The 25,468-nt window shown below is 32.3% G+C and carries 29 protein-coding genes; all 29 read left to right on the top strand.

What is annotated here, in order from left to right:
* Positions 1-13: 13 nt before the first annotated feature.
* Entirely contained in the window at positions 14-1,000 is a 987-nt protein-coding gene (locus TMEL_RS01350) for a peptidyl-prolyl cis-trans isomerase (RefSeq protein WP_012056490.1), read from the top strand.
* Between the two features lie 76 nt (positions 1,001-1,076).
* Positions 1,077-2,117: an S-methyl-5-thioribose-1-phosphate isomerase gene (mtnA, locus tag TMEL_RS01345; RefSeq protein ID WP_012056489.1), complete on the top strand. Its 1,041-nt coding sequence runs from the start codon at positions 1,077-1,079 to the stop codon at positions 2,115-2,117.
* 5 nt (positions 2,118-2,122) lie between these two features.
* A complete protein-coding gene (gene serS / locus TMEL_RS01340) occupies positions 2,123-3,400 on the top strand; it encodes a serine--tRNA ligase (protein WP_012056488.1) in 1,278 nt (425 codons plus the stop codon).
* Between the two features lie 10 nt (positions 3,401-3,410).
* Positions 3,411-5,252, top strand: a complete 1,842-nt coding sequence (gene dxs / locus TMEL_RS01335) for a 1-deoxy-D-xylulose-5-phosphate synthase (protein WP_012056487.1) — start codon at positions 3,411-3,413, stop codon at positions 5,250-5,252.
* Positions 5,227-5,556 (top strand): Asp23/Gls24 family envelope stress response protein, encoded by a 330-nt coding sequence (locus TMEL_RS01330; protein ID WP_012056486.1) that lies wholly within the window; start codon positions 5,227-5,229, stop codon positions 5,554-5,556. The genes dxs and TMEL_RS01330 overlap by 26 nt, the downstream gene beginning before the upstream one ends.
* A gap of 13 nt (positions 5,557-5,569) precedes the next feature.
* Positions 5,570-7,183: a DAK2 domain-containing protein gene (locus TMEL_RS01325; RefSeq protein WP_012056485.1), complete on the top strand. Its 1,614-nt coding sequence runs from the start codon at positions 5,570-5,572 to the stop codon at positions 7,181-7,183.
* A gap of 8 nt (positions 7,184-7,191) precedes the next feature.
* Positions 7,192-7,590, top strand: coding sequence for a SoxR reducing system RseC family protein (locus tag TMEL_RS01320; RefSeq protein WP_012056484.1), 399 nt, complete (start codon positions 7,192-7,194; stop codon positions 7,588-7,590).
* A 1-nt stretch (position 7,591) separates the two neighbouring features.
* Positions 7,592-8,356, top strand: coding sequence for an alpha/beta hydrolase (locus TMEL_RS01315; RefSeq protein WP_012056483.1), 765 nt, complete (start codon positions 7,592-7,594; stop codon positions 8,354-8,356).
* Between the two features lie 2 nt (positions 8,357-8,358).
* Entirely contained in the window at positions 8,359-8,793 is a 435-nt protein-coding gene (gene fliW, locus TMEL_RS01310) for a flagellar assembly protein FliW (protein WP_231109751.1), read from the top strand.
* Positions 8,794-8,802: 9 nt separating this feature from the next.
* A complete protein-coding gene (gene csrA, locus TMEL_RS01305) occupies positions 8,803-9,030 on the top strand; it encodes a carbon storage regulator CsrA (protein WP_012056481.1) in 228 nt (75 codons plus the stop codon).
* Positions 9,017-9,298: an Asp-tRNA(Asn)/Glu-tRNA(Gln) amidotransferase subunit GatC gene (gene gatC, locus TMEL_RS01300; RefSeq protein ID WP_012056480.1), complete on the top strand. Its 282-nt coding sequence runs from the start codon at positions 9,017-9,019 to the stop codon at positions 9,296-9,298. The genes csrA and gatC overlap by 14 nt, the downstream gene beginning before the upstream one ends.
* 10 nt (positions 9,299-9,308) lie before the next feature.
* Positions 9,309-9,752: an SsrA-binding protein SmpB gene (smpB, locus tag TMEL_RS01295; RefSeq protein WP_012056479.1), complete on the top strand. Its 444-nt coding sequence runs from the start codon at positions 9,309-9,311 to the stop codon at positions 9,750-9,752.
* Positions 9,752-10,474: a deoxyribose-phosphate aldolase gene (deoC, locus tag TMEL_RS01290; protein ID WP_041425892.1), complete on the top strand. Its 723-nt coding sequence runs from the start codon at positions 9,752-9,754 to the stop codon at positions 10,472-10,474. The genes smpB and deoC overlap by 1 nt, the downstream gene beginning before the upstream one ends.
* An 8-nt stretch (positions 10,475-10,482) precedes the next feature.
* Complete coding sequence (gene glgD / locus TMEL_RS01285) at positions 10,483-11,598, top strand: glucose-1-phosphate adenylyltransferase subunit GlgD (RefSeq protein WP_012056477.1); 1,116 nt, start codon at positions 10,483-10,485, stop codon at positions 11,596-11,598.
* An 11-nt stretch (positions 11,599-11,609) separates the two neighbouring features.
* Positions 11,610-12,848, top strand: coding sequence for a glucose-1-phosphate adenylyltransferase (locus TMEL_RS01280; protein ID WP_012056476.1), 1,239 nt, complete (start codon positions 11,610-11,612; stop codon positions 12,846-12,848).
* Between the two features lie 11 nt (positions 12,849-12,859).
* A complete protein-coding gene (locus TMEL_RS01275) occupies positions 12,860-13,852 on the top strand; it encodes a DUF4899 domain-containing protein (protein ID WP_012056475.1) in 993 nt (330 codons plus the stop codon).
* A 9-nt stretch (positions 13,853-13,861) separates the two neighbouring features.
* Positions 13,862-14,857, top strand: a complete 996-nt coding sequence (locus TMEL_RS01270) for a 2-C-methyl-D-erythritol 2,4-cyclodiphosphate synthase (RefSeq protein WP_012056474.1) — start codon at positions 13,862-13,864, stop codon at positions 14,855-14,857.
* An 11-nt stretch (positions 14,858-14,868) separates the two neighbouring features.
* The gene (locus TMEL_RS01265; protein ID WP_012056473.1) at positions 14,869-15,468 is read left to right on the top strand and encodes a hypothetical protein; all 600 of its coding nucleotides are present in this window, start codon (positions 14,869-14,871) and stop codon (positions 15,466-15,468) included.
* Positions 15,465-16,241, top strand: a complete 777-nt coding sequence (gene rsmA, locus TMEL_RS01260) for a 16S rRNA (adenine(1518)-N(6)/adenine(1519)-N(6))-dimethyltransferase RsmA (protein ID WP_012056472.1) — start codon at positions 15,465-15,467, stop codon at positions 16,239-16,241. Before TMEL_RS01265 ends, rsmA begins: the two co-directional genes overlap by 4 nt.
* A gap of 30 nt (positions 16,242-16,271) precedes the next feature.
* Complete coding sequence (gene fmt / locus TMEL_RS01255; RefSeq protein ID WP_012056471.1) at positions 16,272-17,183, top strand: methionyl-tRNA formyltransferase; 912 nt, start codon at positions 16,272-16,274, stop codon at positions 17,181-17,183.
* Positions 17,173-18,462: a methylenetetrahydrofolate--tRNA-(uracil(54)-C(5))-methyltransferase (FADH(2)-oxidizing) TrmFO gene (gene trmFO / locus TMEL_RS01250; protein ID WP_012056470.1), complete on the top strand. Its 1,290-nt coding sequence runs from the start codon at positions 17,173-17,175 to the stop codon at positions 18,460-18,462. Before fmt ends, trmFO begins: the two co-directional genes overlap by 11 nt.
* Before the next feature lie 17 nt (positions 18,463-18,479).
* Positions 18,480-19,760: a UDP-N-acetylmuramoyl-L-alanine--D-glutamate ligase gene (gene murD / locus TMEL_RS01245; RefSeq protein ID WP_012056469.1), complete on the top strand. Its 1,281-nt coding sequence runs from the start codon at positions 18,480-18,482 to the stop codon at positions 19,758-19,760.
* Complete coding sequence (gene lepA, locus TMEL_RS01240) at positions 19,747-21,558, top strand: translation elongation factor 4 (protein WP_012056468.1); 1,812 nt, start codon at positions 19,747-19,749, stop codon at positions 21,556-21,558. Before murD ends, lepA begins: the two co-directional genes overlap by 14 nt.
* Positions 21,545-22,393, top strand: a complete 849-nt coding sequence (locus TMEL_RS01235) for a phospholipase D-like domain-containing protein (RefSeq protein WP_012056467.1) — start codon at positions 21,545-21,547, stop codon at positions 22,391-22,393. The genes lepA and TMEL_RS01235 overlap by 14 nt, the downstream gene beginning before the upstream one ends.
* Entirely contained in the window at positions 22,383-23,390 is a 1,008-nt protein-coding gene (locus TMEL_RS01230; protein ID WP_012056466.1) for an L-threonylcarbamoyladenylate synthase, read from the top strand. Before TMEL_RS01235 ends, TMEL_RS01230 begins: the two co-directional genes overlap by 11 nt.
* Positions 23,387-23,917 (top strand): ATP-dependent protease subunit HslV, encoded by a 531-nt coding sequence (gene hslV / locus TMEL_RS01225; RefSeq protein WP_012056465.1) that lies wholly within the window; start codon positions 23,387-23,389, stop codon positions 23,915-23,917. Before TMEL_RS01230 ends, hslV begins: the two co-directional genes overlap by 4 nt.
* A 1-nt stretch (position 23,918) precedes the next feature.
* Positions 23,919-24,197 (top strand): DUF503 domain-containing protein, encoded by a 279-nt coding sequence (locus tag TMEL_RS01220; protein ID WP_012056464.1) that lies wholly within the window; start codon positions 23,919-23,921, stop codon positions 24,195-24,197.
* Positions 24,194-24,784, top strand: a complete 591-nt coding sequence (gene yqeK, locus TMEL_RS01215) for a bis(5'-nucleosyl)-tetraphosphatase (symmetrical) YqeK (RefSeq protein ID WP_012056463.1) — start codon at positions 24,194-24,196, stop codon at positions 24,782-24,784. The genes TMEL_RS01220 and yqeK overlap by 4 nt, the downstream gene beginning before the upstream one ends.
* Positions 24,781-25,467 (top strand): hypothetical protein, encoded by a 687-nt coding sequence (locus TMEL_RS01210; RefSeq protein ID WP_012056462.1) that lies wholly within the window; start codon positions 24,781-24,783, stop codon positions 25,465-25,467. The genes yqeK and TMEL_RS01210 overlap by 4 nt, the downstream gene beginning before the upstream one ends.
* Position 25,468 lies beyond the last annotated feature (1 nt).

Below are 25,468 nucleotides of genomic sequence, written 5' to 3'. Positions count from 1 at the left end.
GGAGGATGAATTTATGAAAAAACTTTTTCTTTTAGTTTTACTAGTTATTTCTGTTTTTTCTTTTTCAGAACAATTGCCGGCAACTTCAACAGTAGCTATTGTTAATGAAGAAGTAATAACTCTTGAAACATTAAACAGTGTAGCAGATGTTCAAAAACTTATGGTGAGTATAAGTCAGATTGATCAGACATTTTTTAATATTCTCTCAAATACAGAAGAAGGAATAAAAGTAATACTTAGATACAAGAGGGCAATTTTAGAACAACTAGTTGATAAGTATTTAATTGTACAGTTTGCTGAAAAATACAACGCAAGACCAAGTGATGAAGAAGTTAAACAATTAGTGGATGAGCAACTGAGTAATTATTTAAGGGATCAGGGAATTGATGAAGAAACATTTAATTTTTACCTAGAATATGCAAATATGGGGTCGCTGGAAGATTTTAAAAAGAGAATGTATTTGAATACACTTGTAAATTTGTCTATTGAGAATTTATACAAAGCTGTTACAAAAGATGCAACGATTACAGTAAGTGAAGCAAGAGATTATTATGAAAAAAATATTGATAAATATGCTACACCAACTCAATACGATTTGTATTTGTTAAAGCTTTCCAGTGATTCAGTAGCAAGGGATGTTAAAAACAGGATAAGTGGTGGAGAATCATTTGAAAAAGTTGCTAAGGAATTGGGAATTGATAAGTACTTTTATGAAGGTTTGTCTGAAGGTGAAGAGCTTTCACAAAAATTGTGGATGTACATAAAAAATGCGCCAGAAGGGGCAATTTTGGGCCCGATTGATGATAAAAATGGTTTTTATTTGTTTAAGATTTTAAAGATTATACCTATGCGATCAAAACCATTTGAAGAGGTAAAACATGATATTATTGAAGAGATGCTTTCAAGTAAAAAATCTACAATTTGGTCTGAATTTATTGATAAAGAGTTTAAAAAGTTTAAAGAAGAAAGTGATGTAAAGATATATTACGAAGTAAAATGAGACCCCGAAAAGGGGTCTATGATATATATGATATAATTTATTTAATAGGTGAAAACAAAATGAAGGAGGTTTATATATGAAATTAAAAACCATGACCATGGAATGGACTGGTGATGAATTAATATTAATTGATCAAAGAAAAATACCACTTAAAGAGGAATATATGTCTTGCAAAACGTATAAAGAAGTTGCTTTAGCAATTAAAGAGATGGTTGTTAGAGGAGCACCTGCAATTGGTGCATCAGCGGCATTTGGATATGTACTTGGGGCACGAGAAAAATTTGTTGAAGATTTTGAAGCTTTCGTCGAAAAAATGCGTGAAGTAAAAGAAGTATTAGCTAATACAAGACCGACTGCAGTGAATCTTTTTTGGGCGTTGAATAGAATGGAAAATGCTTTGAGAAAATATGGAAAAGTGGAAGGAGTATTAGAATTTTTGGAGAATGAGGCGTTAAATATTGCAAAGGAAGACATAGAGGTTAACATGGCAATTGGAAGATACGGTGCACAATTATTAAAAGATGGAGACACGGTTTTGACACACTGTAATGCAGGAGCACTTGCAACGGTGGATTATGGAACTGCATTGGGGGTAATCAGAGCAGCAGTGGAACAAGGAAAAAGAATAAAGGTATTTGCAGATGAAACAAGACCATATTTACAAGGTGCAAGATTAACCGCTTGGGAATTAATGAAAGATGGAATAGATGTAACGCTAATTAGCGATAACATGTCTGGTTGGGCGATGAAACTTGGTAAAATTAATGCGGTTATTGTAGGTGCAGACAGAGTAGCATCTAACGGAGATGTTGCAAATAAGATTGGAACTTATATGGTTGCAGTTTTGGCTAAAAGGCATGGTATTCCATTTTATGTCGCGGCCCCTACAAGTACAATAGATCTTAATACACAAACGGGGAAGGACATACCAATTGAGGAAAGGAAACATACAGAAGTAACACATTGTGGTGGAACGCAAATTGCACCTGATAATGTAAAGGTATTTAATCCGGCATTTGATGTAACAAATGCAGAGTTAATAACTGCTATAATCACGGAAAAGGGAATTGTTTATCCTCCATATGAAGAAAATTTAAAAAAACTTTTTGAGGAGTGATTAATATGATTGATATAAAACTTCTTAGAAAAGAACCAGAAATTTTTTATAATGCACTTGAAAAAAGGGCAATGGATAAAGAAATTATTGATAGAATTTTAGTATTGGATAGAGAATGGAGAAGTATTTTGGCTGAGGTAAACAATTTAAAAGCGAAAAGAAACGAGTTGTCAAAGATGGTTGCAAAATTAAAGGCTGAAAAAAAAGATATTGAAGCCGAAGAATTAATTAAAGAGAGTAAAGGAATTGGCGAGAAGATAAAAAAGTTGGACGAAAGGCAAAAAAGACTTGAAGAGGAAATGAAAAATCTTGCTTTGGAAATTCCGAATATACCACATGAAAGTGTTCCAGTCGGTAAAGATGAAACGGAGAATGTTGAAGTTAGAAAATGGGGGACACCTAGAAAATTTGATTTTGAACCAAAAGCACATTGGGATTTAGGACCAGAACTTGGGCTTATTGATTTTGAAAGGGCTGCCAAGTTAAGTGGAGCTCGCTTTACTGTGATGTATGGACTTTTAGCAAAGCTTGAACGTGCACTTATTCAATTTATGTTGGATGTGCATACTAAGGAACATGGATATACTGAGGTGTGGGTTCCACATCTTGTTAGAAGAGAGGTTATGATATGGACAGGAAAGCTTCCAAAATTTGAAGATGAATCATACAATACGAAAAAAGATGATCTTTTCTTAATTCCCACTGCTGAAGTGCCCATTACCGCATTACATGCAGAAGAAATATTGAAGGAAAAAGAACTTCCAAAAAAATACGTTTCGTATACTTCTTGTTATAGAAGAGAAGCGGGAAGCTATGGAAAAGATGTCAGAGGAATGATAAGGCAGCATCAATTTGATAAAGTTGAATTGGTGTGGTTTACAAAGGAAGAAGAATCTTTTAATGCATTGGAGCAACTAACTAGAGATGCGGAGAGGATATTACAACTTTTGGAGTTACCGTACAGGGTGGTAAATCTTTGTACAGGTGATTTGGGCTTTGCATCTGCAAAGACTTACGATATTGAAGTTTGGCTTCCTTCATATAATGATTATAAAGAAGTTTCGTCGTGTAGTAATATTACCGATTTTCAAGCAAGAAGAGCAAATATTAAATATAGAGGTTCCGACAATAAAACGCATTTTGTTCACACGTTGAACGGTTCTGGATTGGCTATTGGTAGAACACTTGTTGCAATTATGGAAAATTATCAAAATGAAGATGGTACAATCACTATTCCTAAGGTATTAGTTCCATATATGGGAGTGGAAAAAATATCCATTTGAGGGTGATATTTTGGATTATATTGAATATATTAGAAAATTAGATTATCAAGAATTGGAAAGATTTGCCAGTGAAATTAGAAGGTATATAATTAATGTTGTTTCGAAAAATGGTGGACATTTAGCGCCAAATCTTGGTGTTGTGGAATTGACCCTTTCATTGTATAGAGTATTTAATCCATACGAAGATTACATAATCTGGGATACAGGTCACCAAACATATGTTCATAAGTTGTTGACAGGTAGATGGGATTTATTTCCAACAATTAGGAAGTTTGATGGGTTAAGTGGATATACAAATATATTTGAATCGGAATATGATAGATTTGGAGCAGGCCACGTAGGAACGGCTATTGCAGCAGCATTAGGTATTGAAAAAGCTTTAGAATTGAAAGGAAAAAAAGCAAATGTTGTTGTAGTTATTGGGGATGGTGCACTTACATCTGGCGAGTCTTTGGAAGCTTTAAACCAGATAAAGACATTGAATTCAAAATTAAAGATAATAGTGAATAATAACTCTATGTCTATATCAAAGAATGTGGGTGCACTCTCCCACTTTTTGGAAAAATTAAGGACAAGTAAATTCTATCTTGATACTAAAAAAACAATGAAAAGGGCTTTTTCAAAGGGATTTGAAGAAGAATTGAAAAAAATAAGAGATGCTCTAAAAGTTACTTTAACTGGAGAGGATTTTTTTGAAGGCCTGGGTTTAAAACATTTTGGACCTATTGATGGACACAATTTTAAAGAATTAGAAGATGAATTTAGAAGAATAAAAGATTATGATTATCCTACAGTTGTTACCGTTAATACTGTTAAAGGAAAGGGATTTAAAAATTCTGAATCTAATCCAGAAAAGTTCCATAGTGCTTCGAAATTTGATATATCATCCGGAACTTTCTTAAAAGAAAAAGGTATAATTTCATATAGTGAAGCATTTGGAAGGACACTTAGTAAATTAGCAGAAAAAGATGATAAGATAATAGTAATTACAGCTGCAATGAAATCTGGAACGGGTTTAAAAGAATTTTCAGAGAAATTTCCGAAAAGGTTTTTTGACCTTGGAATTACTGAGCAAATGTGTGTAACATTTGCTGGTGGGTTGGCAACAATAGGTATGAAACCTGTATTTGCCGTTTACTCAACATTTTTACAACGGGCATTCGATCAGATAATACATGATATAGCACTTCAAAGACTTCCTATTATTTTTGCAATTGATAGGGCAGGTGTGGTTGGCGAAGATGGGCCTACTCATCATGGAGTTTTTGACATAGCGTATTTGAGAATGATTCCCAATATCAAAATTTATGCGCCAAAAGACGTCCAGGATTTGATGAATACACTGTATACTTTATTAAATACAAAACTTGGAGGACCTGTTGCGATTAGATATCCAAGAGATTATGAATTTGGAGATTTTGAGGAGTTATGTGATAAAATAAATATGGTAGATGTTGATAAGTGGAAGCTTTTAAATGAAGGAAAAGATGTTGCGATTATTTCTACGGGTTTTCCCACAAAAGCAGCTTTAAAAGTTGCAAGGAAAAACAACTTTACTTTGGTTTTTGCAAGAAGTATAAAACCAATTGATGTGGAAATGTTGAAGTGGGTTTTTGAAAATCATAATGTTGTTTTCTCAGTTGAAGAAGGTGTAAAAATAGGAGGATTTGGTGAAGGATTATTAAGTTATGGAAATGTTGAAGTAATTGCAATAGATGATGAATTTGTTCCGCATGGTTCAAGAAAAGAACTTTTAAAATATTTAAATCTTGATGTAGAAGGTATTGAAAGGCGTATGAGAAAAGTACTTGAGAGGAGGAATATATATGAAAATGCAAACAGAATACGGTGAACTTGATATTACGTTAAATGCTATAAGGAAATTAGTTTATTTTGCTATACTTGAAACATATGGACCTGTAAGTATATCGTCTGATAGTTGGTTTTCAAAAATATTGAGCACAGAAGAAAGTAGGGTAAAAATACAGGAAGATGAATTTGGACACATAAAAGTGGATGCTTATGTGGAGTTAGAGTATGGAACTAAAATTTCCGAAGTTGGAAGAAATATCATTGAAAACGTAAAACACAAATTACAAAACTTAGCAGGTTGCGAAAGTGTTGAGGTTAATGTCCATGTAATAGATGTAAAATGAGGAGGTTCGTGCCTTGAAAAAGATAAATGGAAAATATCTTAAATATCTGTTCATGAAAGGAACAGAAAATTTGTTGCTTCATAAGGATGAAATAAATGCATTAAATGTTTTTCCTGTACCTGATGGTGATACAGGTTCTAATATGTCTGCAACTATGTTGGAAGGTTGTAAATATCTAGAGAGTTTAGATAATGAGACAATGGATAATGTTTTGGATAGTATAAAAAATGGGACGCTTATGGGTGCCAGGGGAAATTCTGGTGTTATTTTATCTCAAATATTTAGGGGTTTTACTGATGCATTAAAAGGAAAAATTGAAGTAGGTGTAAAGGACTTTGCATTTGCTTTTAAGTCGGCAAAAGAGGTCTCATATGGAGCTGTTATGAAACCAGTCGAAGGGACAATTCTAACGGCTATAAGGTATCTTGCAGAAAATGTTGAAGTTCTATCAGAGCAAAAAGATTTTATAAGCTTTTTTGAAGAAGTACTAAGTATTTTAGATAAAGCGGTGAAAGATACACCTAATATGTTGAAGAAGCTTAAAGATGCTGGTGTTGTTGATGCTGGTGCAAAAGGCTTGTATTACATAGCAGAAGGATTTTCTAAGTATATAAATGGTGATACAAAGATTGATTTGAATATAAAAACTACTTCGATACCAGTAGAAGAAATCCAAATGATTCCTGAAGATTTGAAATTTCAGTATTGTACGGAACTTATTGTTCGTACCTTTGAAAGCTTGTCTAGCAATGAGGAAAATGAAATAAGGAGTTTTTTACATGAAATAGGTGACTCTGTTGTTTTCTTTATCCAAGATAATATTGTTAAACTCCATGTACACACAAATAATCCCGGAAATGTAATAGAAAAGTTATTAACTAAAGGGGAATTGTTAAAAGTAAAAATAGATAATATGAAAGAACAGCACGAGCACTTTATAGAAAAAGAAAAAGAAATTGAAAAGAAGAAAAATGGTGTTGTTGCAGTTTCTCCCAGTGATGGTATTTCAAAGATATTGAGAGATTTAGGTGTTGATGAAGTAGTAATTGGTGGTCAGACGATGAATCCCAGTACTGCAGATTTAAAAGTGGCAGTTGAAAGTGTAAATGCTGAAAATATTTTTGTGTTTCCAAATAATTCAAACATAATTTTAGCGGCAAAACAAGTTGCTGAAACGGTCAAAGATAAAAATGTATACGTAGTGGAAACAAAAAATGTTCAAGAGTGTATTGCTTCTATGATTAAAAATAATCCAGAAGAAGATCCTGAAAAACTGTTGGGAATTTTTAATGAGGTAATAAGCGAAGTTGATACTATATCCATTACCAGAGCCGTAAGGAATGCCAAATTACTGGGTGAAAAGATAAAAAAAGACGAGTATTTGGTGTTTTTGAATAATAAATTTGTAGAGCATAATTTTGATTTTAACGAAGTTTTGTCAAAAACATTTGAAAAGATTGATGATATAGATAAAAAGGAGATAATTACATTAATTGTTGGAAAGGAAGCAACTCCGATAGAAATAAACATTTTTGAAAGGTTTATTAACAAAAAATACCCAGATTTAGAGATTGAGATGTACGAAGGTGGACAGGTGCATTACCCATTTCTTGTATTAATAGAGTAGGTGATAATTTGAGAGAATTGTTTAGGATTTCGAAGATAGATGATAAATATCTTTATCTTGAAAGAGATGTTAGTGCCTGTGGTTCGTGTGCCCTTTCTGGAAAGTGTAGTGTGCAGAGTGTTTCTACGTTAAAGGTGGAGAAAGATAAAAGGTTTGATTATTTTCCTGGAGATTTTGTTGTACTTGACTTAAAATATAGACCTGCATTTCTAGCGTTTATGTTGTATGGATTACCCATTATTATGTTGGTAGTTGGTATAGGTTTAGGTGTGTATTTAAAATTGTCGGATATTTATAGTTTTTTAATTGGATTGGGATTTATGAGTGTTTCATTTTTAATTAACAAAGTATTGGATAAAAAATTTAAACCAATTATTTTGGATGTAAGACATTTCAAGGGGGGATAACGTGATATTTTCTTTTACCAGAGGAACACCAGAAAAAGGGTGGGTCGTTGTTGTTCACGGTTTGGGTGAACATATAGGTCGTTATGAAACATTAATTAATGGTATTGTTAAAAGAGGTTATGGTGTAATAGGGTTTGATCTTCCTGGACATGGGAAAAGTTCAGGTAAGAGAGGTCATACTTCTGTGGAAGAAGTTATTGATGTTATTAACGAACTTACAAGTGATTTAGATAAGTTTCATATTTTTGGTCATAGTCTTGGAGGGCTTATTTCAATTAGATATACTCAAGAAAATGCAAATAGGATAAAATCATTAGTTGTTTCATCACCTGCTCTTCATGTTAAAGCAAGGTTTTCTCAAAAGCTTTTGCTTGCAATTTTTGGGATTTTTTATCCTGCATTAACTCTTTCAAATGGTATTTCTCCAGATGATTTATCGAGAAATAGGAAAGTAGTTGAGAATTATATAGAGGATGAGCTTGTACACGATAGGATAAGCGTAAAACTTGCAAGAAGTATTTTAAAAAATGTAGCTATTGCACATGAAAAGGTGGGATTAATATCCGTGCCTACGATGATGTTGATAGGTACTGGTGATGTTGTAACTCCACCACAAGGAAGTTATTTGTTCTTTAACAATCTCCAGCTTATGAAAGAAAATAAAAAGTTGTACAGATTTGAAGGGGCTTATCATGAAATTTTTGAAGATGATGAGTTTGCAAATGAGTTTTTTGGTAAAATTTTTGAGTGGTATGAAATGAGGTGAGCATGTTGGTGTTTAAAACGAAGTTGGGTGAACTTGATATAGATGACAAAGAAATTATTGTATTTGAAAATGGGATGCCTGGTTTTGAACAATTGAGGAAATTTTCTGTAATTTCCTTGAAAGAAACTCTTCCTATAATGTGGCTTGTTTCGTTAGAAGATGAACATATAGCCTTTCCCATAATTGACCCGTGGATTTTAACAAAAGATTATGAGTTTGAGATTTCCGATGAAGATGTAGAAGAGTTAGAGATAAAAGATAAAGAAAAAATAGCTGTTTGGGTAATTTTAACTATACCATATGGAAATCCCAAAGAAACTACTGTGAATTTGTTAGCTCCTATTGTTGTAAACCTTGAAAGTGGAAAGGGAAAGCAAATAATTTTAAATACAGAAAAGTATACGACAAAACATAAGTTATCTTCTTTTAAAAAATGAGGTGGTTATGTGCTTGTATTAGCTAGAAAAGTTGGTGAAAGTATATTTATTGGTAATGATGTAGAAGTTAAAATTTTAAAGATAGATGGCGGAGAGGTAAAGATTGGTATTTCTGCACCAAAGAGTGTAAGAATCTTGCGAAAAGAGTTGTATGAAGAAATTATGGCGGAGAATAAAAAAGCAATAGAGTTTGATATAAAGGATATCTCGGAGGTGAGTAAATTTGAAAATAGATGAAAAGTTAGTTGAAGAGATAGCTTTTCTTGCAAGGCTTGAGATTGATAACAAGAAAAAAATTATTAACGAAATGCAGAAAATTGTGAACTATTTTGAACTGTTGAATGAAGTAAATACGGATAATGTTGAGCCTATGTATACCCCAATAGAAGATGTATACAAACCCCAAAAAAGGCAAAGTAGATTCTTTGAGGACGTAGATTTAATTAGAGATAATTTTCCTGATAGAGAAAAAAATTATCTAAAAGTACCTGGCATTCATAAATAGGAGGGAGTAAATGAAAATAATTGCAACAAACAAAAAGGCATTCTCAGATTATATAATTTTAGAAACTTATGAAGCAGGAATAGAGTTAAGAGGAACTGAGGTAAAGTCCTTAAGAGAGTCAGGTGCAAATTTTAAAGATAGTTTTTGTAGGATAAAAAACGGAGAAGTGTTTTTGTTAAATCTAAATATTCCGCAATACAGGAATGGGAGTTTAAACAATCATGACCCGGAAAGGCCCAGAAGGCTTTTGCTTCATAAGAAAGAGATACATAGACTTCTTGGGAAAGTTAAAGAACAAGGATTAACAATAATTCCAACAAAGATATATTTTAATAATAGAGGGTTGGTAAAGGTTGAAATTGCGGTGGCGAAAGGAAAGAAAAAATACGATAAGAGAGAAGATATAAAGAAGAGAGAAATTAATAGGAGAATAAGGGAATATTTAAAGGGGTGATGTTTGTGGATTTAAGGAGGTTAATTGAAGAGAAGATAGGTGAGTATAAAGAAAAGTATAGATTTAAATTGAGCGATATTGAGGTGAAAAATGTAAATGGTTATATTGAACATACAAATTTAAAGGCAACAACAACAGATGATGAAATAAAAAAATTGTGTGAAGAAGCAAAAGTATATAATTTTAGAGGCGTCTGTGTAAATCCCTCCTTTGTTTCACTTGTAAAAGAAGAATTGGAAGAGACAGATGTTAAAGTTGTTACAGTAGTTGGATTTCCATTGGGAGCAACTTCCACTAAATCGAAAGCATATGAAGCAAAAGTTGCAGTTGAAGATGGGGCAGATGAAATTGATATGGTTTTACATATAGGTCGTTTAAAAAGTGGTGATTATGACTATGTTTATGAAGATATAAAGAAAGTTGTTGAGACTTGTAAGAAACCTGTAAAGGTGATAATAGAAACCTGCTATTTAACGGATGAGGAAAAGATAGCTGCATGTGTTATTTCAAAAGAAGCAGGTGCAGCTTTTGTAAAAACTTCTACTGGATTTGGTAGTGGTGGTGCAAAGGCAGAAGATGTTAATCTTATGAGGTGGGTTGTGGGTGATTTAGGTGTTAAGGCATCAGGTGGTGTAAAAACATTTGAAGATGCAGTGAAAATGATTAGGGCTGGGGCAAATAGTATAGGTACAAGTTCAGGAGTTTCCATAGTAGGAAAGTAGGTGGAAGTTTGAAAGTTTTGGGGTTAATTCTTGCAGGAGGAAAAAGTGAGAAATTAGGTCCTCTTGTGTACAAAAGGGCAAGCGCGGCTTTGCCAATAGGTGGGAAATATCGTGCAATTGATTTTACGTTAAGTAATATGGTAAATTCGGGTATAATAAAGGTTGGGGTATTAACTCAGTACAATCCAAGAAGTTTAATGGATCATCTTGGTTCTGGAAAGGAATGGGATTTAGATAGAAAAAAGGGTGGGCTTTTTATCCTACAACCGTATATTGGATTTTCTGGAGAATATTGGTACAAAGGGACAGCTGATGCAATTTTTCAAAATATGACCATTTTAAGACGTGGAGAAGAAGACTATGTGTTAATAGGTTCAGGTGATCATATATATAAGATGAACTATAATGACTTATTTTTGTATCATTTTTCGAAGGGTGCTGATATAACCTTAGTTACAAAAGATTTAGATGATTCATATAACATGAGTGAATATGGAAATGTTGTAATTAATGATGATATGAGAATAATAGAATTTTACGAAAAAGTGGAAAATCCCCCAACTAATAAGGCGTTTTTAGGTGTTTACTTTATGAACAAACACCTTTTAATGGAGTTGTTATATTCAACAGTTCCAAGTGGTGGAAATGATCTTTTACTTGATGTAATACTTCCGAGGATTAGCGAACTAAATGTTTATGCTTATGATTTTAAGGGATATTGGAGGAATATAAAAAAGGGAATAAATGAATATTTTAAAATAAATATGGACATGGTATTTAAAAGAGAAGTAAGAGAAGAGCTTTTTTACAAAAATGGTAAGGTATATACAAAATTAAAGGATTTTCCTCCAGCGAAATTTACATCAAATGCCAAAATACAAAATGCAATTATTGCAGATGGATGTATTATTTCTGGAAATGTGAAAAATTCAGTAGTTTTTAGAGGGGTTATAATTAAGGCGGGGGCACGGGTGGAAAATTCAATAATAATGCAAGGAACAGTAATTGAAGAGGGTGCTGTTGTAAAAAATGCAATTATCGATAAAGATTGTTTAATAAGGGAAGGACAAAACGTTACTGGAGAGTTTGAACCTGTAATTTTAGAAAAGAGAACGACGATTTAGGGGTGAAACTTGTGAAAAATGTTGTTGCTTTGATTTTAGCAGGTGGTCAAGGGACTAGATTAGGGGTGTTGACGGAAAAAATAGCCAAACCAGCTGTTCAGTTTGGAGGGAAATACAGGTTGATTGATTTTACCATGAGTAACTGTGTTAATTCAGGTATCTACAAAATTGGTGTTTTGACTCAATATAAACCTCATTTGTTGAATAGGCATATAGGTATTGGGAAGCCATGGGATCTGGATAGGAAAGATGGTGGTGTAACGATTTTACAGCCGTATTCAACAGAAAAGGTTGGAGTATGGTACAAGGGGACGGCTGATGCGGTTTACAGTAATATTGAATTTGTGGATAGCTATAGTCCAGATTATGTTGTTATTTTATCAGGAGATCATATATATTCCATGGATTACAATGAACTTGTGGATTATCATGTGGCTAAAAGTGCATTGGGAACAGTTGCTTGTATGGAAGTTCCACTTTCTGAAGCAAATAGATTTGGGATTATGGTAACTGACCTTGAGAATAGGATAATTGAATTTCAAGAAAAACCGAAATTTCCAAAATCAACCCTCGCATCTTTAGGTATTTACGTTTTTCAATGGAATTTTATTAGAGAAGTGTTAATGGAAGATGCAAAGGATGAAAATAGCACGCATGATTTTGGAAAAGATATTATTCCTAAAATTATAAATACCAAACGTGTATATGCATTTCCTTTTGAGGGTTATTGGAAAGATGTAGGAACAATTTATTCATATTGGGAATCTAATTTAGAACTTACAAGACCCATTCCACCTTTTAATATTCACGACGAGAATTGGAAAATATATACACATTCTGAGGAAATGCCTCCCGCATATATTTCAGATGATGCAAGAGTAAAAAATTCCTTAATAAGTGAGGGATGTGAAATATATGGAGAAGTATATAACTCTGTACTTGCACAAGGAGTCGAAGTTGGTGAAGGAGTTATAATAAAGAATTCGGTTGTGATGTCAAGGGTTAGGATAGGTAATAATTGTTTTATAGAAAACGCAATAATTGCGGAAAATGTTGTAATTGGAAATGAAGTTAAGATAGGTGTTGGTGAATTTGTTGAAAATAAATTGAATAGTAGAGTATACAATTCTGAAATATCTGTTATAGGTATGGATAGTGTAATTGAAGATAAGGTAAAAATTGGAAAAAATTGTGTGGTTGGAATTGATAAAATAGTTAGTAAAAGTTTAACATCTGGTGAATACATATAGGAGGGTTTTAAATGGATCTTTATTTTGTGAAGGTTAGAGGAAGAAGTAAGGCAACTGCAGAGGTGTTTTTAGGATATTTGTTTGGGAAAGTAAATAACGTTCCAGAGTTTGATTTTTTGATGGTTCCACTAAGATTTGCCGAAAAAATAGATGAGGTAAATTTAGAAGATAAAATCATTGATTTTAAGGAAAATTTTGAAACCTTAAAAGAAGAATTACTCCGTGATTCAGTTGTTGAGGATTTGACATTATCTTTTAATTCTTTTTTGAATACAGTCTTTAACAAGAGGGGCAAAATAGCGTTGGGAATAGAATTAACCGCTGCTGTAAAAGAAAACGATGTGGAATTGATGAAAGTTATTTTGGGAAATATTTTAGAAGAATGGTCACCAAAGTCTGATTTAGAAATAGTTGCCGAAGGATTGACACTTGAGGAATATTCGGCGTATAATGTTATTGATTTAAAGGAAGATTTTGAAGAAAATATTATAAAGACTATTTACGAGCGTTCTGATTTGAAGTTTTTACCAGAGTTTTTTCCTGTAATTGATCCGATAAATGGAGAGTCAATAATAAATTTTGATATAGGCGATACAATTTATGTTGTTCCTGTCGAATTTGGAAAATTAGAGGAAAAACTAAAAAATACGTTTCCTAAGAATTTTTTAGAAGATGGTAGGGTATTACCATTTCAAGGGAAGATAATTTCAAAGGAGTTGATTCCCACGAAAAAGGGTTTGCTTTATTTGTGCAAAATTGATTTAGGAAACGAAATTTATGGAAAATTTGTGATTAGTCCTACATTTAAAATTCTTTTTGATGAAAAGGTTATTTTCGAGAAGGAAAAAAACAAAGAAAAAATAGAAGCAAAAGAAAGAATTAAAGTTGTTAAACCGTCAAATTTGAATATTCCTTCTGGTTCTGAAATTTTTTGGGCATTTATTACAACTATGATGTTTTCAGGGTTGTTAATTATCATACTATACTTTCTAAGGATATTATAGAGGTGAAAGATGAATTTTACAAGAATAAATAGAAAAAACTACGAAATATGTGCAAAGTTCATATACGAAGAAAAAAAGGATTTTTTTGACTATCTTTTTAAGAAAAATGCCTTTGAAGTTATTAAAAAGGCATTGCTTTTTTCTATACCACCATTTTTAATGGAAAATTCAATTATTTGTGAGGAAAATGGAGAGGTTTTGGGAGTACTTCTTTATGCTCCAAAAAGTGCTTTTAGACATAGATATGAGAAATGGTTTAAAATTTTAGGTTTAAAAGTGCTTGGAACGGGAGTAAAATTAGCATCTGTTATTGGTCAGATTCTTTTGAATTTTTCCGTAGATGATGTGTATTTAATTTCTCTTTCTGGAAAAGATGTAGCGATCGAATACGAACTACTTTATAAATTTATTAAGTTGCATGATTATTCTAGAATTTTGACAGATGTTACAGAACAACTCTTTGAAAAATATAGAAATATGAACTTTTTTGAGGAGAAAAGGGTAACTAATAGATTAATGCGTCTTACGAAAAAGGCAAAACCGAGATATTTAAGTGGTGTTGGATGGGATACTCACAAAATTATTAAAGAAAGAAAGTTAGTATTAGGTGGAGTTGAAATAGATTCCACCTTTGGATTAAAAGGACACTCCGATGGAGATGTAGTTATTCATAGTATAATAGATTCTTTGCTGGGAGTTTCTTTGAAAAAGGATATAGGGGTGTTGTTTCCAGAATCAAAGGTTCCTGAAGGAATAAGTAGTGTGTATATGTTACAAGAAGTTGTGAAAGCTATAAATCGAAAAGGGTATTTTCCTGAAAATATTGACTGCGTGGTGATAACCGATTTTAGATTGGGAAGTTTTAGGGATGAGATAACTAAAAGTTTGGAAAAGCTTGTTAAGTGTCCGGTAAGTTTAAAGTTTAAGACAGGGAATGGAGTTTATCCAGAGAAAAATTTGAATGCCATTACCGCAATTTGTGTTAGTAATATAATTTCTATTTAGAGGTGAAAGAGATGAAAAAGCTTTTGGTGATTTTTATTGTTTTGTTTTCGATTTTTACTTTTGCAGAGATTTACAGTATTAAGATAGGAGACACATTACTTGGAACATCTGTGTTATTTGAAAATAACAATATTTTTACTACTAAAACAGAGATAGATTACGGTGTTTTATACACAATTGATTCTACCACTGTTTTCAATGAAAATTTATTTGAGAATTATACCGTTTCATTTACCGTAGATGGGAGTTATACGGGGCAAATTGTTGGGAATTACGATGGAAAGGTTGCAAATTTTGTGTTTGAAACGTTGCAAAGTTCATATACCTATTCTTTGAATTCGCGCGATTTAATTATTTTAGATAATAATTTTGTGCTTTCGCATTTAAAAAGATTGTTGGAATTCCCAGCTCCATATTTTAAAGTTGTAGTTCCACAACTTCTTTTTAATCCATCAAAAACAGGTTACGCAGTTGGTGAAGCTACATTGAAGAAAAAAGGAGATACTTTTGAATTAGTTTTTAGGAATGAAAGGATAAGGATAAAATATAAAGAAGGAAAAATTTTAGAAATAGAGTATCCAGGTTATGTAACTGTGGAGTTGATAGATTGAAGGTTTCGGATTTTTTGAAAGAATATAATGTAAAGTTGTTAAAAGGTTTAGGTCAAAATTTTTTAACCAATACCCATATAGCTAAAAAAATTGTGGAAAGGGCAGATATAAATGAAAATGATGTTGTTTTAGAAATTGGTCCAGGTGCAGGAACATTAACGGAATTTTTAGTTTTAACAGGTGCAAAAATCATTGCCGTTGAAATCGATAAAAGGTTAAAACCCATATTGGAAAGATTTAACAAGTACGATAACATTGAGATAATTTTTGTAGATTTTTTGAAATTTGATGTTTCGGTCTTACCAAAAGGGTTTAAAGTAGTTGCAAATATACCGTATTCCATTACTGGTATGATTTTAAAGAAAATATTATTTTCCGATTTTTCAAAGGCGGTTTTAATGGTTCAAAAGGAAGTTGGTGATAGACTTCTTTTACCACCGGGGGCAGACAGAAATTTTTTGTCCGTTGTTGTTCAAAGTTATACAATGGTAAGAAAAGTTTTTGATGTGTCAAAAGGAAATTTTGTGCCTCGACCAAAAGTGGATAGTGTTGTTTTAGAGTTTGAAAAAACTGAAGATTTTAAATATGATATAAAGGAGTTTTGGGATTTTGTGTCAAAATGTTTTGGTGCAAAACGTAAAACATTACAAAACAATTTGAAGAGGTTTACAAGAATAGAATGTTTTTCAAAGTTTGATTTAAAAAAAAGACCTCAAGAGTTGGAAAACGAAGAATTTTTAGAATTGTTTGAAACATTTAAAGGATGCAAATAGCATCCTTTTTTATTGAAAAGGAGGAATAGTATGAGGATATTGTTTTTAGGAACACCTGATTTTGCAAGTGTTCATCTTGAATTTTTAATGAAAAATGGATTTGACGTTGTAGCTGTAATTTCACAGCCAGATAAACCAAAGGGAAGAGGAAAGAAAATTCTTCCCACTCCTGTTAAGGAAGTTGCATTAAAGTACAATATACCTGTTTTTCAACCAAAAAAATTAAATAAAGAGGGATTGAAAATAATTGAGAATCTTAAACCCGACATAGGAATAGTTGTTGCATATGGAAAATTGCTTAAACCGCCATTTTTAAATACACTGGAATTTTACAATGTACATGCTTCTCTTTTACCAAGTTATAGAGGTGCAGCACCTATTCAAAGAGTTTTAGAAAATGGTGAAAAGAGAACGGGAATTACGATTTTCAAAATAGGAGAGGGAATGGATGATGGCCCAATTGCTTTGAAAAAAGAAGTAGAAGTTGGGGAATTTGAAACTTTTGGGGAGTTGTATGAAAAACTTTTGGATTTAGGGAAAAAGGCTTTGATAGAATTTTTGAATAACTATCCCATTGAGCTTATCCCACAAGAAGGAAAAGTATCATTTGCTCCAAAAATTACGAAAGAAGATTTAAAACTTGATTTTTCAAAAGATGTGACTTTTGTAAAAAATAAAATCCGTGCATATGATCCTCTTCCAGGAGTAAGAGTGTTGTTTAAAAGAAAGATTGTAAAATTATTTGGTGTGTTTTCTGTTTTGGAGAATAGTTCAAGAGAAATAGGTAAGATAATTAGTATCGATAAGGAAGGAGCATTAATATCGTGTGAAAATGGTTCTGTGAAGGTAAGGTATATACAGTTTCCCGGGAAAAGAAAGATGACATTTTTTGAAGCAAAAAATGGTTGTTTAATTAAGGAAGGTGAATGTTTTGATTGTTAACATTATTGGTGCTGGATTGGCTGGAGTAGAGGTTGCGTGGAAGCTTTTGAATACAGGAGTGAAGGTAAGGATTTTTGAGCAAAAGCCAAAGAAATTTTCTACTGTGCATAAAAATCCCAATTTTGGGGAATTGGTATGTAGTAATTCTTTAAAATCTGAAAGTTTGAACAATGCTGAAGGAATACTTAAAGCAGAAATGAATATACTAGATTCACTAGTTTTAAAATGTGCATACCGATGTAGAGTTCCTGCGGGGAAGGCATTGGCGGTGGATAGAGATAAATTTTCTCAGTGTATTACCGAGCATATTTTATCATTTGATAATGTGGAAGTTATTCGTGAAGAAATAAAGAGTATAGATTTAAAAGAAGATGAAATATGGGTGGTAGCAACTGGACCTACAACAGATGGAGAATTTGCAAATTGGCTTTCGAATTTAACTGGAGGTTTTTTAAATTTTTTTGATGCGGTTGCTCCAATTATTTCTGGAGATAGTATAGATTTTAACAAGTGCTTTTTTGCGGATAGATATGGCAAAGGAACAAGTGATTATATAAATTGTCCTATGACAAAGGAAGAATACGAAAGATTCTACAAAGAATTAATAAATGCTGAGAAAATAGAAATGGAGGACTTTGACAGGAAGCTGCTTTTTGAAAGGTGCCAACCAATTGAGGAGATAGCCAAAAGTGGAGAAAAATCCTTGTTGTTTGGCCCACTAAGACCCGTTGGTTTGATTGATCCAAGGACAGGAAAAATGCCATATGCAATTATTCAATTAAGAAAAGAAGATGAAAATGGGAATATGTATAATTTAGTTGGTTTTCAAACTAGATTGAAATGGCCTCAGCAAAAGAGAATAATAAGACTTATTCCAGGGCTTGAAAACGCTGAAATTTTAAGGTATGGTGTGATGCATAGAAATACGTATATTGATTCACCGAAAGTGTTGGATGAGTTTTTGAGACATAAAAAATTTCAAAATTTGTTTTTTGCTGGGCAAATTACAGGTGTGGAAGGGTATGTTGAATCAGCAGCTACTGGAATTTTTGTAGGAATAAATATTTTGAGATTTTTGGAGAAAAAAGAACTTGTTGCACTTCCTACGAAGACAATGCTCGGTGCATTGTTAAACTATATAACAACTTCCAAGCAATTAAAGCCTATGTATGCTAACTTTGGATTGGTGGATGTGAAGATGGGAAAGAAAGAAAAGAGGGAAAAATTACATAAGATTTGTTTGGAAGAAATGAAGAAATTTTTATATATGTTAAAATAAAGTAGGGGTGATTTGTTTTGAAGTTTACTTTGTTGGGTTTTGGATTAAGTAACAAAGAAATTTTTAAATATCTTGTGAAAAATGGGCATGAAGTTTTTGTAAGTGAGGGGAAAAAATTAGCTTCTTCTGATAAAAAGTTGTTATTGGAAAATGGTGTGCAATTTGAAGAAAATGGACATACGGAAAAAGCACTTGAATGTGATATTATTTTGGTTAGTCCCGGTGTACATTTTGAAAATGAAATAATAAAAGAGGCGAAAAGACGGAGTATTGAGATAGATACGGAGATCTCCTTTTGTCAGAGAGAATTTGAAAAAATCGGTTGGACTCCTTTTGTTATAGCAGTTACAGGTTCTGTGGGGAAGAGCACTACTGTGTCTTTAATTTATCATTTGTTAAATAAAAAAGTAAGGGCATTACTAGCAGGAAATATTGGGATTCCAATTGCAAAACTTTTAAACGATAATTTAAGGGCAAATTATTTGGTTTTAGAGATAAGTAGTTTTCAGTTGTTTTGGTCAAAAAGGTTTAAACCAAATATTTCTTCGATTTTGAATATATATCCTAATCATCTAAATTGGCATCCTGATATGGAGCATTATGTTTCTTCAAAATTTAAAATTGCATCTTTTCAAAGTAAAGATGATGTTTTTGTATACAATCCAAACGATGAGTATATAAGAAAGAATTTATATAAAGTAAGTGCCAAGAAAGTACCATTTAGATTCGACTTTTCAATTGAAAAATTACCTATACATCTTAGATATAGGCAAACAGTAGAAAATGTGGCTGCTGCAAAGACTATTTTGGAAACCATGGGTTATGAATTTAAATGGGAGTTTTTGGAAGATTTTGAAAAATTACCGCACAGAATGGAGTATGTTACGGAAATAAACGGAGTGAAATTTTTCAACGATTCTAAAGCTACAAATGCAATTGCCGTAATCCGTGCTATTGAAAATTTTGATGATAAATTACATTTAATAATGGCGGGAATAGGTAAGAATGAAGATTATACATTACTTGCAAAGATAATTAAAGAAAAGGTAAAGATTTTGGCATTAGTAGGTCCAATAGCAGATGAGATAGAGCCTTATCTTGATGGTGTTAGATATTTTAAAGTTGATACGATAAATCAAGCGGTAAATCAATTGTTTTCAATGGCTTCTAGAGGGGATGTTATTATGCTGAGTCCAGGTGGTGCAAGTTTTGATGCGTTTAAAAATTTTGAAGAACGTGGAGAATATTTTAAGCAACTTGTTATGCAATTAAAGGAGGGAAATTGTGAAGAATGTTAGAAACATAAGTATTATTGCACATATAGATCATGGGAAGACTACGTTAAGTGATAGAATTTTGGAAATTACTGGTGCAGTGGAAAAACGCAAGATGAGAGAGCAATTTTTGGATAGTATGGATATAGAAAGGGAAAGGGGAATTACCATAAAATCCCATCCTTTAAGGGTATTTTATAAATCCAAAAAGAATGGAAAAGTTTATGAAATTAATATAGTTGATACCCCAGGACATGTGGATTTTACGTACGAAGTTGATAGAAGTCTTGCAGCAGTTGAAGGTGTCATACTACTTGTGGATGCTTCACAAGGAGTACAAGCCCAAACTGTTGCAAATGCGTATAAGGCGATTGAACATAATTTGGAAATAATTCCGGTGATTAATAAGATAGATCTTCCAAATGCCAATATACCAGAAACGGAGCTTGAAATAGAAGATCTAATTGGTATTTCCAGTGAGGAGATTTTAAAAGTAAGTGCTAAAGAGGGAATTGGAGTGGAAGATGTTTTGGAAGCAATAATAGGAAGAGTACCTTCTCCAAAAGGAACAGAAAATGAAAAGCTTTCTGCACTTATTTTTGATGCAAAATACGATAAATATCGAGGAGTTATCACGTATGTAAGGGTATTTAATGGTGAAATAAAACCTGGAGATAAAATAATGACTTATTCAAACAAACAAGTATACGAAGTTGTTGAAACTGGTGTATTTACACCAGATATGACGCCTATAGAAAAACTAAAAGCAGGTGATATTGGATACATTATTGCAGGGATAAAGGAGGTATCATTGGCAAAAATTGGTGATACTATAACAAATGCTACTGATCCTGTTGAAGAACCATTACCTGGATATAAAGAAATAAAGCCAATGGTTTTTGCAGGTATGTATCCCGGTGTGCCGGAATATTACGAGGAGTTGAGAAAAGCTTTGGAAAAGTTAAAGTTAAATGATTCTTCTTTGACCTTTTATCCAGATCATTCACCTGCTTTGGGTTTTGGCTTTAGGTGTGGTTTTTTGGGGCTTTTGCATATGGATGTGGTAAGAGAAAGGTTAGAAAGAGAGTTTGAGATGACTGTAATTTTAACAGCACCAAATGTTGAATACAAGGTAATTTTAAAGAATGGAGAAGAAGTTATTGTTAACGATCCTGCTAAATTCCCAGATGAGTCCATGATTCAAGAAGTCTACGAACCATATGTAAAACTTTCTATAATAACTCCTCCAGAGTATTTGGGAAAGTTAATGAATTTAGTTCAAAATGAAAAACGTGGAATTATGACAAGTACTGAGAATGCTGGTTTTGAAAGAGTTGTATTGAATTTTGAAGTTCCACTTGCGGAGATAATTTTTGACTTTTTTGATAAAATGAAGGCATCGAGTAGGGGATATGCTTCCATGGATTATGAAATGATAGGGTATAGAAAAAGTGAACTTGTTAAAATAACGATATTGGTGAATAAAGAACCAGTTGATGCATTATCGATAATTGCACATAAAAATAAGGCATATGCAATGGCGAGAAAATTGGTTGATAAACTAGCAGAATTAATTCCGCAACATCAATTTGAGATACCTGTTCAAGCAAGAGCGGGCGGAAGAATAATAGCACGATCGACAATTAAGGCTTTGAGAAAAGATGTGCTTGCAAAATGTTACGGGGGAGATGTTACAAGAAAAATGAAGCTTTTACAAAAACAAAAGGAAGGTAAGAAAAGGTTAAGAGAGATTGGAAGTGTTTCTATACCACAGGAAGCATTTCTTGCATTGCTAAAGGTTGGCGAGGATGAAAATAAGTAGTATTGTTTTTTTATTTTTAGCAATTATTTGTTTTTCAGCTTATTTTACTGAATTTGAAGATTTAACATATGTAGTTTTGGATTTTATGGAAAAATCTAAGAGTTTTTTGTATATTTCTTCATATAGTATTGATAAAATTGAAATTGTGGAAAAGATTAACAAACTTTTCAAAAAAGGAATAGACGTAAGAGTAATTTTGGAAGTTCCAAATTCTTCTTTGAAATGTTCGGTGCTTAAGGATTATGAATATACTTTGCATCATGCAAAATTTATGGTAAATGATAATGGAATGTTGTTTGGTTCTGCAAATTTTACAGAAAGTGGTTTGGTAACGGGTTTTAATGATATTGTTATCTTTGATAATTATTCAAGAGATTTTAAAAAGCTTTTTCTAAATCTTTGGAACGATGGAAGAGTGGTTTCTATAGAAAATTTTTTGATAGTAGGTTATGATGATGTGGAAAGTGAACTTTTAAAGTTGTTAATGAGTGCAAAAAGGAAAATATATGCATGTGTTTATGCATTTACAAATCAAAAAATTTTTGCCATGTTAAAATTTAAGGAATCTAAAGGTGTTGATGTAAAAATAATCACCGATAATTGGTTTGAAAGATATGGACTTTTTAACTTTCCCATTAGGAATATTAAAATAATAAAGGATAGGATGTTGCATCATAAGTTTGTAATAGTTGATGATTACGTGTTTTTGGGGTCAGCTAACTTTACAAGAAAAGGCTTGAATGAGAATTATGAGATATGTTATATTTCCAAAAAGTTAACAAAAGAGTATATGGAGGTTTTTAATTTTTTATGGAGGAGAGAGAGTGGAGACTAAGATATTAAAAATAAAGACATTATCTGATATAGATATTTCATATCCGTGTAAGGTTATTAAATCTGGAGGATTAGTTGCATTTCCAACGGAAACTGTCTATGGGCTTGGGGCCAGTGCTTCCAACGGTGAAGCAGTTGATAAGATATTTAAGGTTAAGGGTAGAGCAAAAGACAATCCATTAATTGTTCATGTGGCTTTTGTTGATACTTTGTATGAAATAGGAGAGGTAAATGAAAAATATCGTAAAGTCATTGAACAGATAACTCCTGGACCAATTACATTTGTTATAAGAAAGAAAGCTAGTTTTCCGAAAAATGTTACAGCGAGTCTTAATACAGTTGGTGTTAGAATACCTGCGCATCCTGTTGCTAGAAAGCTTTGTGAATATGCAGGGCCTATTGCTGCACCAAGTGCAAATCTTTCAGGAAAACCCAGTCCTACCGATGCATCAGCTGTTATTGAAGATTTGTTTGGAAAGATAGAGTGTATAATAGATGCTGGGAATACCCCATTTGGAATAGAGTCTACTATTATAGACCTTTCAGGGGATATTCCCATTATCTTAAGGCCTGGACCTATTACCATTGAAAAATTACACGAACTATTTGGAGAGGTTATCATACCCGATTTTGTAAAGAATGCAAAGACAGTTGAGACACCTAAAGCACCTGGAATGAAATATCGGCATTATGCTCCAGAAAAACCAGTGTATATTTTTGAAAGAAAAAATAGAAAAAAAATAATTGAAATTGCGCATAAAGAAAAGGGCGTAATATTATGTCCAAAAGAACATAAAAGATTTTATCCAGGTGATATGGTTGTAGTATTAGGAAGTTTGGAAAATCCATATACAATTGCACAAAATCTTTTTAGATTATTAAGACAAATAGATAAAATGGACTTTCAAATTGCATATGTTGAGAAATTAGAAGAGAGAGGTATACTTTTTTCGGTTATGAATAGATTAAAGAAGGCGGGTTTGGAGGTGAAGTTATGAAATGGAGATCAACTACAGTAGTTTGTGTTAGAAAAAATGATTCTGTTGTGATGGTTTCAGACGGCCAGGTTACATATGGAAATACCATAATGAAGGGTAATGCAAAGAAGGTTAGAAAAATGGGAGAAGGTAATGTTTTAGCGGGTTTTGCTGGTTCGGTTGCAGATGCAATGGCACTTTTTGACAGATTTGAAGCAAAATACAGAGAATGGGGGGGCAATTTATTAAAATCAGCTGTTGAACTTGCAAAAGATTGGAGAACAGATAGGGTGTTAAGAAGATTAGAAGCTTTGCTTTTGGTAGCGGATAAAAAATATACGTTTATAATTTCGGGAACAGGTGAAGTGATACAACCTGAAGATGATATAGCATCTATAGGCTCAGGTTCGCCATATGCCATTGCGGCAGGTAGAGCTCTTTTAAAACATACAAATTTATCTGCAAAGGAAATTGCATTGGAATCAATTAGAATTGCAAGTGAAATTTGTATATATACCAATGATAATTTTACAATAGAGGAGTTGTAATATGCCTGTAAGTTTTTTAGAGGTTGATATTAGATTGTTTGGAGTATTTTCGTTAAAGGAAAAACGTTCTATTGTTAAAAGACTTTTAAATGATATAAGAAAAAAATATAATGTTTCTATAATTGAATATGAAAATCAAAATTCAAAGGAGTTAATGACAATAGGAATCTCATTTGTTAGTTTGAATAAATCTTCGGCATTTAGAACTCAGGAATCAATTATTGAGTATTTAGAAAGAAATTTTTCTGTTGAAAATGTTTACAAGGAGGTGTATGATTGATAACGAAAAAAAAATTGGATAAAATAAAAAAAATTGTGGATTTATTTGTAGGAAAAGATAGAATGAAACATATTGTGGGAACTGCTAAGTTTGCAGAAACTTTGGCAAAAGTTCATGGTTTAGACACAACAGTTGCACAGTTTTTAGGATACGCTCATGATTTATTTAGGGATTTTTCTGAAGATAGATTGGTAAGAATGGCAAATGTATTTGGTTTGAAAGTAACACCTGAAGATAGAGAGTTTCCTATTTTGCTACATGGAAAGTTAGCAGCAGAATATGTAAGATTAAAGTTTAATATAAGTGATGATGATATTTTAGATGCTATAAGATATCATACATCAGGATTTAAAGACTTTGGTGTGTATGGAAAATTATTGTTTCTTGCAGATTCATTGGAGGAGACTAGAAATTATCCAAACGTGTCGTATTTAAGGGAAATTGCTTTCAAGGATTTAGATATGGCTTTTTTTGAGGTTATGAAGAATAAGCTGATATATGCACTTTCAAGGAACTTACTAATATTAAATGAAAGTATTGAATGTTGGAATTATTTGATAAGAAAAAGAAAAGGAGGTTTATTATGAGAAGAAGGAGAAGAAGGAATGTTTTTGGGGTTTGGATTACAGTTTTGGTTATTGTATTCGTTTTATCTATTTTTGGGCTTTTCTTTTGGAAGATATCTTCAATAAAAAATAGTCCAGAGTTTGGTGAAGATGTAAAAAGTCAATATCTGTTTATTGATAAAGATAACAATGAAGGATATTATATAGTAATTAATGGCAGCATGAGAACAGTAAATGTAATAAAGTTAAAAAATCATGTATATAATTCAGAATTGAAAAAGGAAATAAACTTCTCAAGTCCCGTTTTATCGTTGGAAGTTTTAAAGGAAATGTTTTCACTAGATGTAGTCTATAGTTATTACAGCGTTTTGGATTCTGTTAAGATTGTTAAATTGTCTGAAAAATATGGAAAAAGATACGAAAATTTTGGAGAGCTTTTGAAGTATTTAACAACGAGAGGATTAAAGTTATTTGATTATTTTTCATTTGATGGAGTTTTAAAGATGCTTAGACCTGAAACTACTTTAACTAGTCCTTCTTTTGCAAAGCTAATTGATGCATTAGGTAGATTTAGCGTTAGAATAAAAGATATTCCTACGATAACTGAAAAACCATTGGAAATTAAAGTTGGAAATAAAACCTTGGAACGGTTGTACATTGATTTGGAAAAATTAAATCAATTAAAACAAGAGTTAGGAGGATAAA

This window comes from Thermosipho melanesiensis BI429 (assembly GCF_000016905.1).
GTDB lineage: Bacteria > Thermotogota > Thermotogae > Thermotogales > Fervidobacteriaceae > Thermosipho > Thermosipho melanesiensis.
This window is presented reverse-complemented; position numbering and strand designations above follow the sequence as displayed.

Coding starts and splice junctions, on each gene's coding strand:
- TMEL_RS01210 (WP_012056462.1), top strand. CDS start 24,781: ATGAGAAGAAGGAGAAGAAGGAATGTTTTTGGGGTTTGGATTACAGTT.
- TMEL_RS01330 (WP_012056486.1), top strand. CDS start 5,227: ATGAAAATGCAAACAGAATACGGTGAACTTGATATTACGTTAAATGCT.
- fmt (WP_012056471.1), top strand. CDS start 16,272: ATGAGGATATTGTTTTTAGGAACACCTGATTTTGCAAGTGTTCATCTT.
- hslV (WP_012056465.1), top strand. CDS start 23,387: ATGAAATGGAGATCAACTACAGTAGTTTGTGTTAGAAAAAATGATTCT.
- mtnA (WP_012056489.1), top strand. CDS start 1,077: ATGAAATTAAAAACCATGACCATGGAATGGACTGGTGATGAATTAATA.
- TMEL_RS01270 (WP_012056474.1), top strand. CDS start 13,862: ATGAATTTTACAAGAATAAATAGAAAAAACTACGAAATATGTGCAAAG.
- TMEL_RS01275 (WP_012056475.1), top strand. CDS start 12,860: ATGGATCTTTATTTTGTGAAGGTTAGAGGAAGAAGTAAGGCAACTGCA.
- TMEL_RS01235 (WP_012056467.1), top strand. CDS start 21,545: ATGAAAATAAGTAGTATTGTTTTTTTATTTTTAGCAATTATTTGTTTT.
- smpB (WP_012056479.1), top strand. CDS start 9,309: ATGAAAATAATTGCAACAAACAAAAAGGCATTCTCAGATTATATAATT.
- TMEL_RS01220 (WP_012056464.1), top strand. CDS start 23,919: ATGCCTGTAAGTTTTTTAGAGGTTGATATTAGATTGTTTGGAGTATTT.
- fliW (WP_231109751.1), top strand. CDS start 8,359: ATGTTGGTGTTTAAAACGAAGTTGGGTGAACTTGATATAGATGACAAA.
- serS (WP_012056488.1), top strand. CDS start 2,123: ATGATTGATATAAAACTTCTTAGAAAAGAACCAGAAATTTTTTATAAT.
- deoC (WP_041425892.1), top strand. CDS start 9,752: ATGTTTGTGGATTTAAGGAGGTTAATTGAAGAGAAGATAGGTGAGTAT.
- TMEL_RS01265 (WP_012056473.1), top strand. CDS start 14,869: ATGAAAAAGCTTTTGGTGATTTTTATTGTTTTGTTTTCGATTTTTACT.
- TMEL_RS01350 (WP_012056490.1), top strand. CDS start 14: ATGAAAAAACTTTTTCTTTTAGTTTTACTAGTTATTTCTGTTTTTTCT.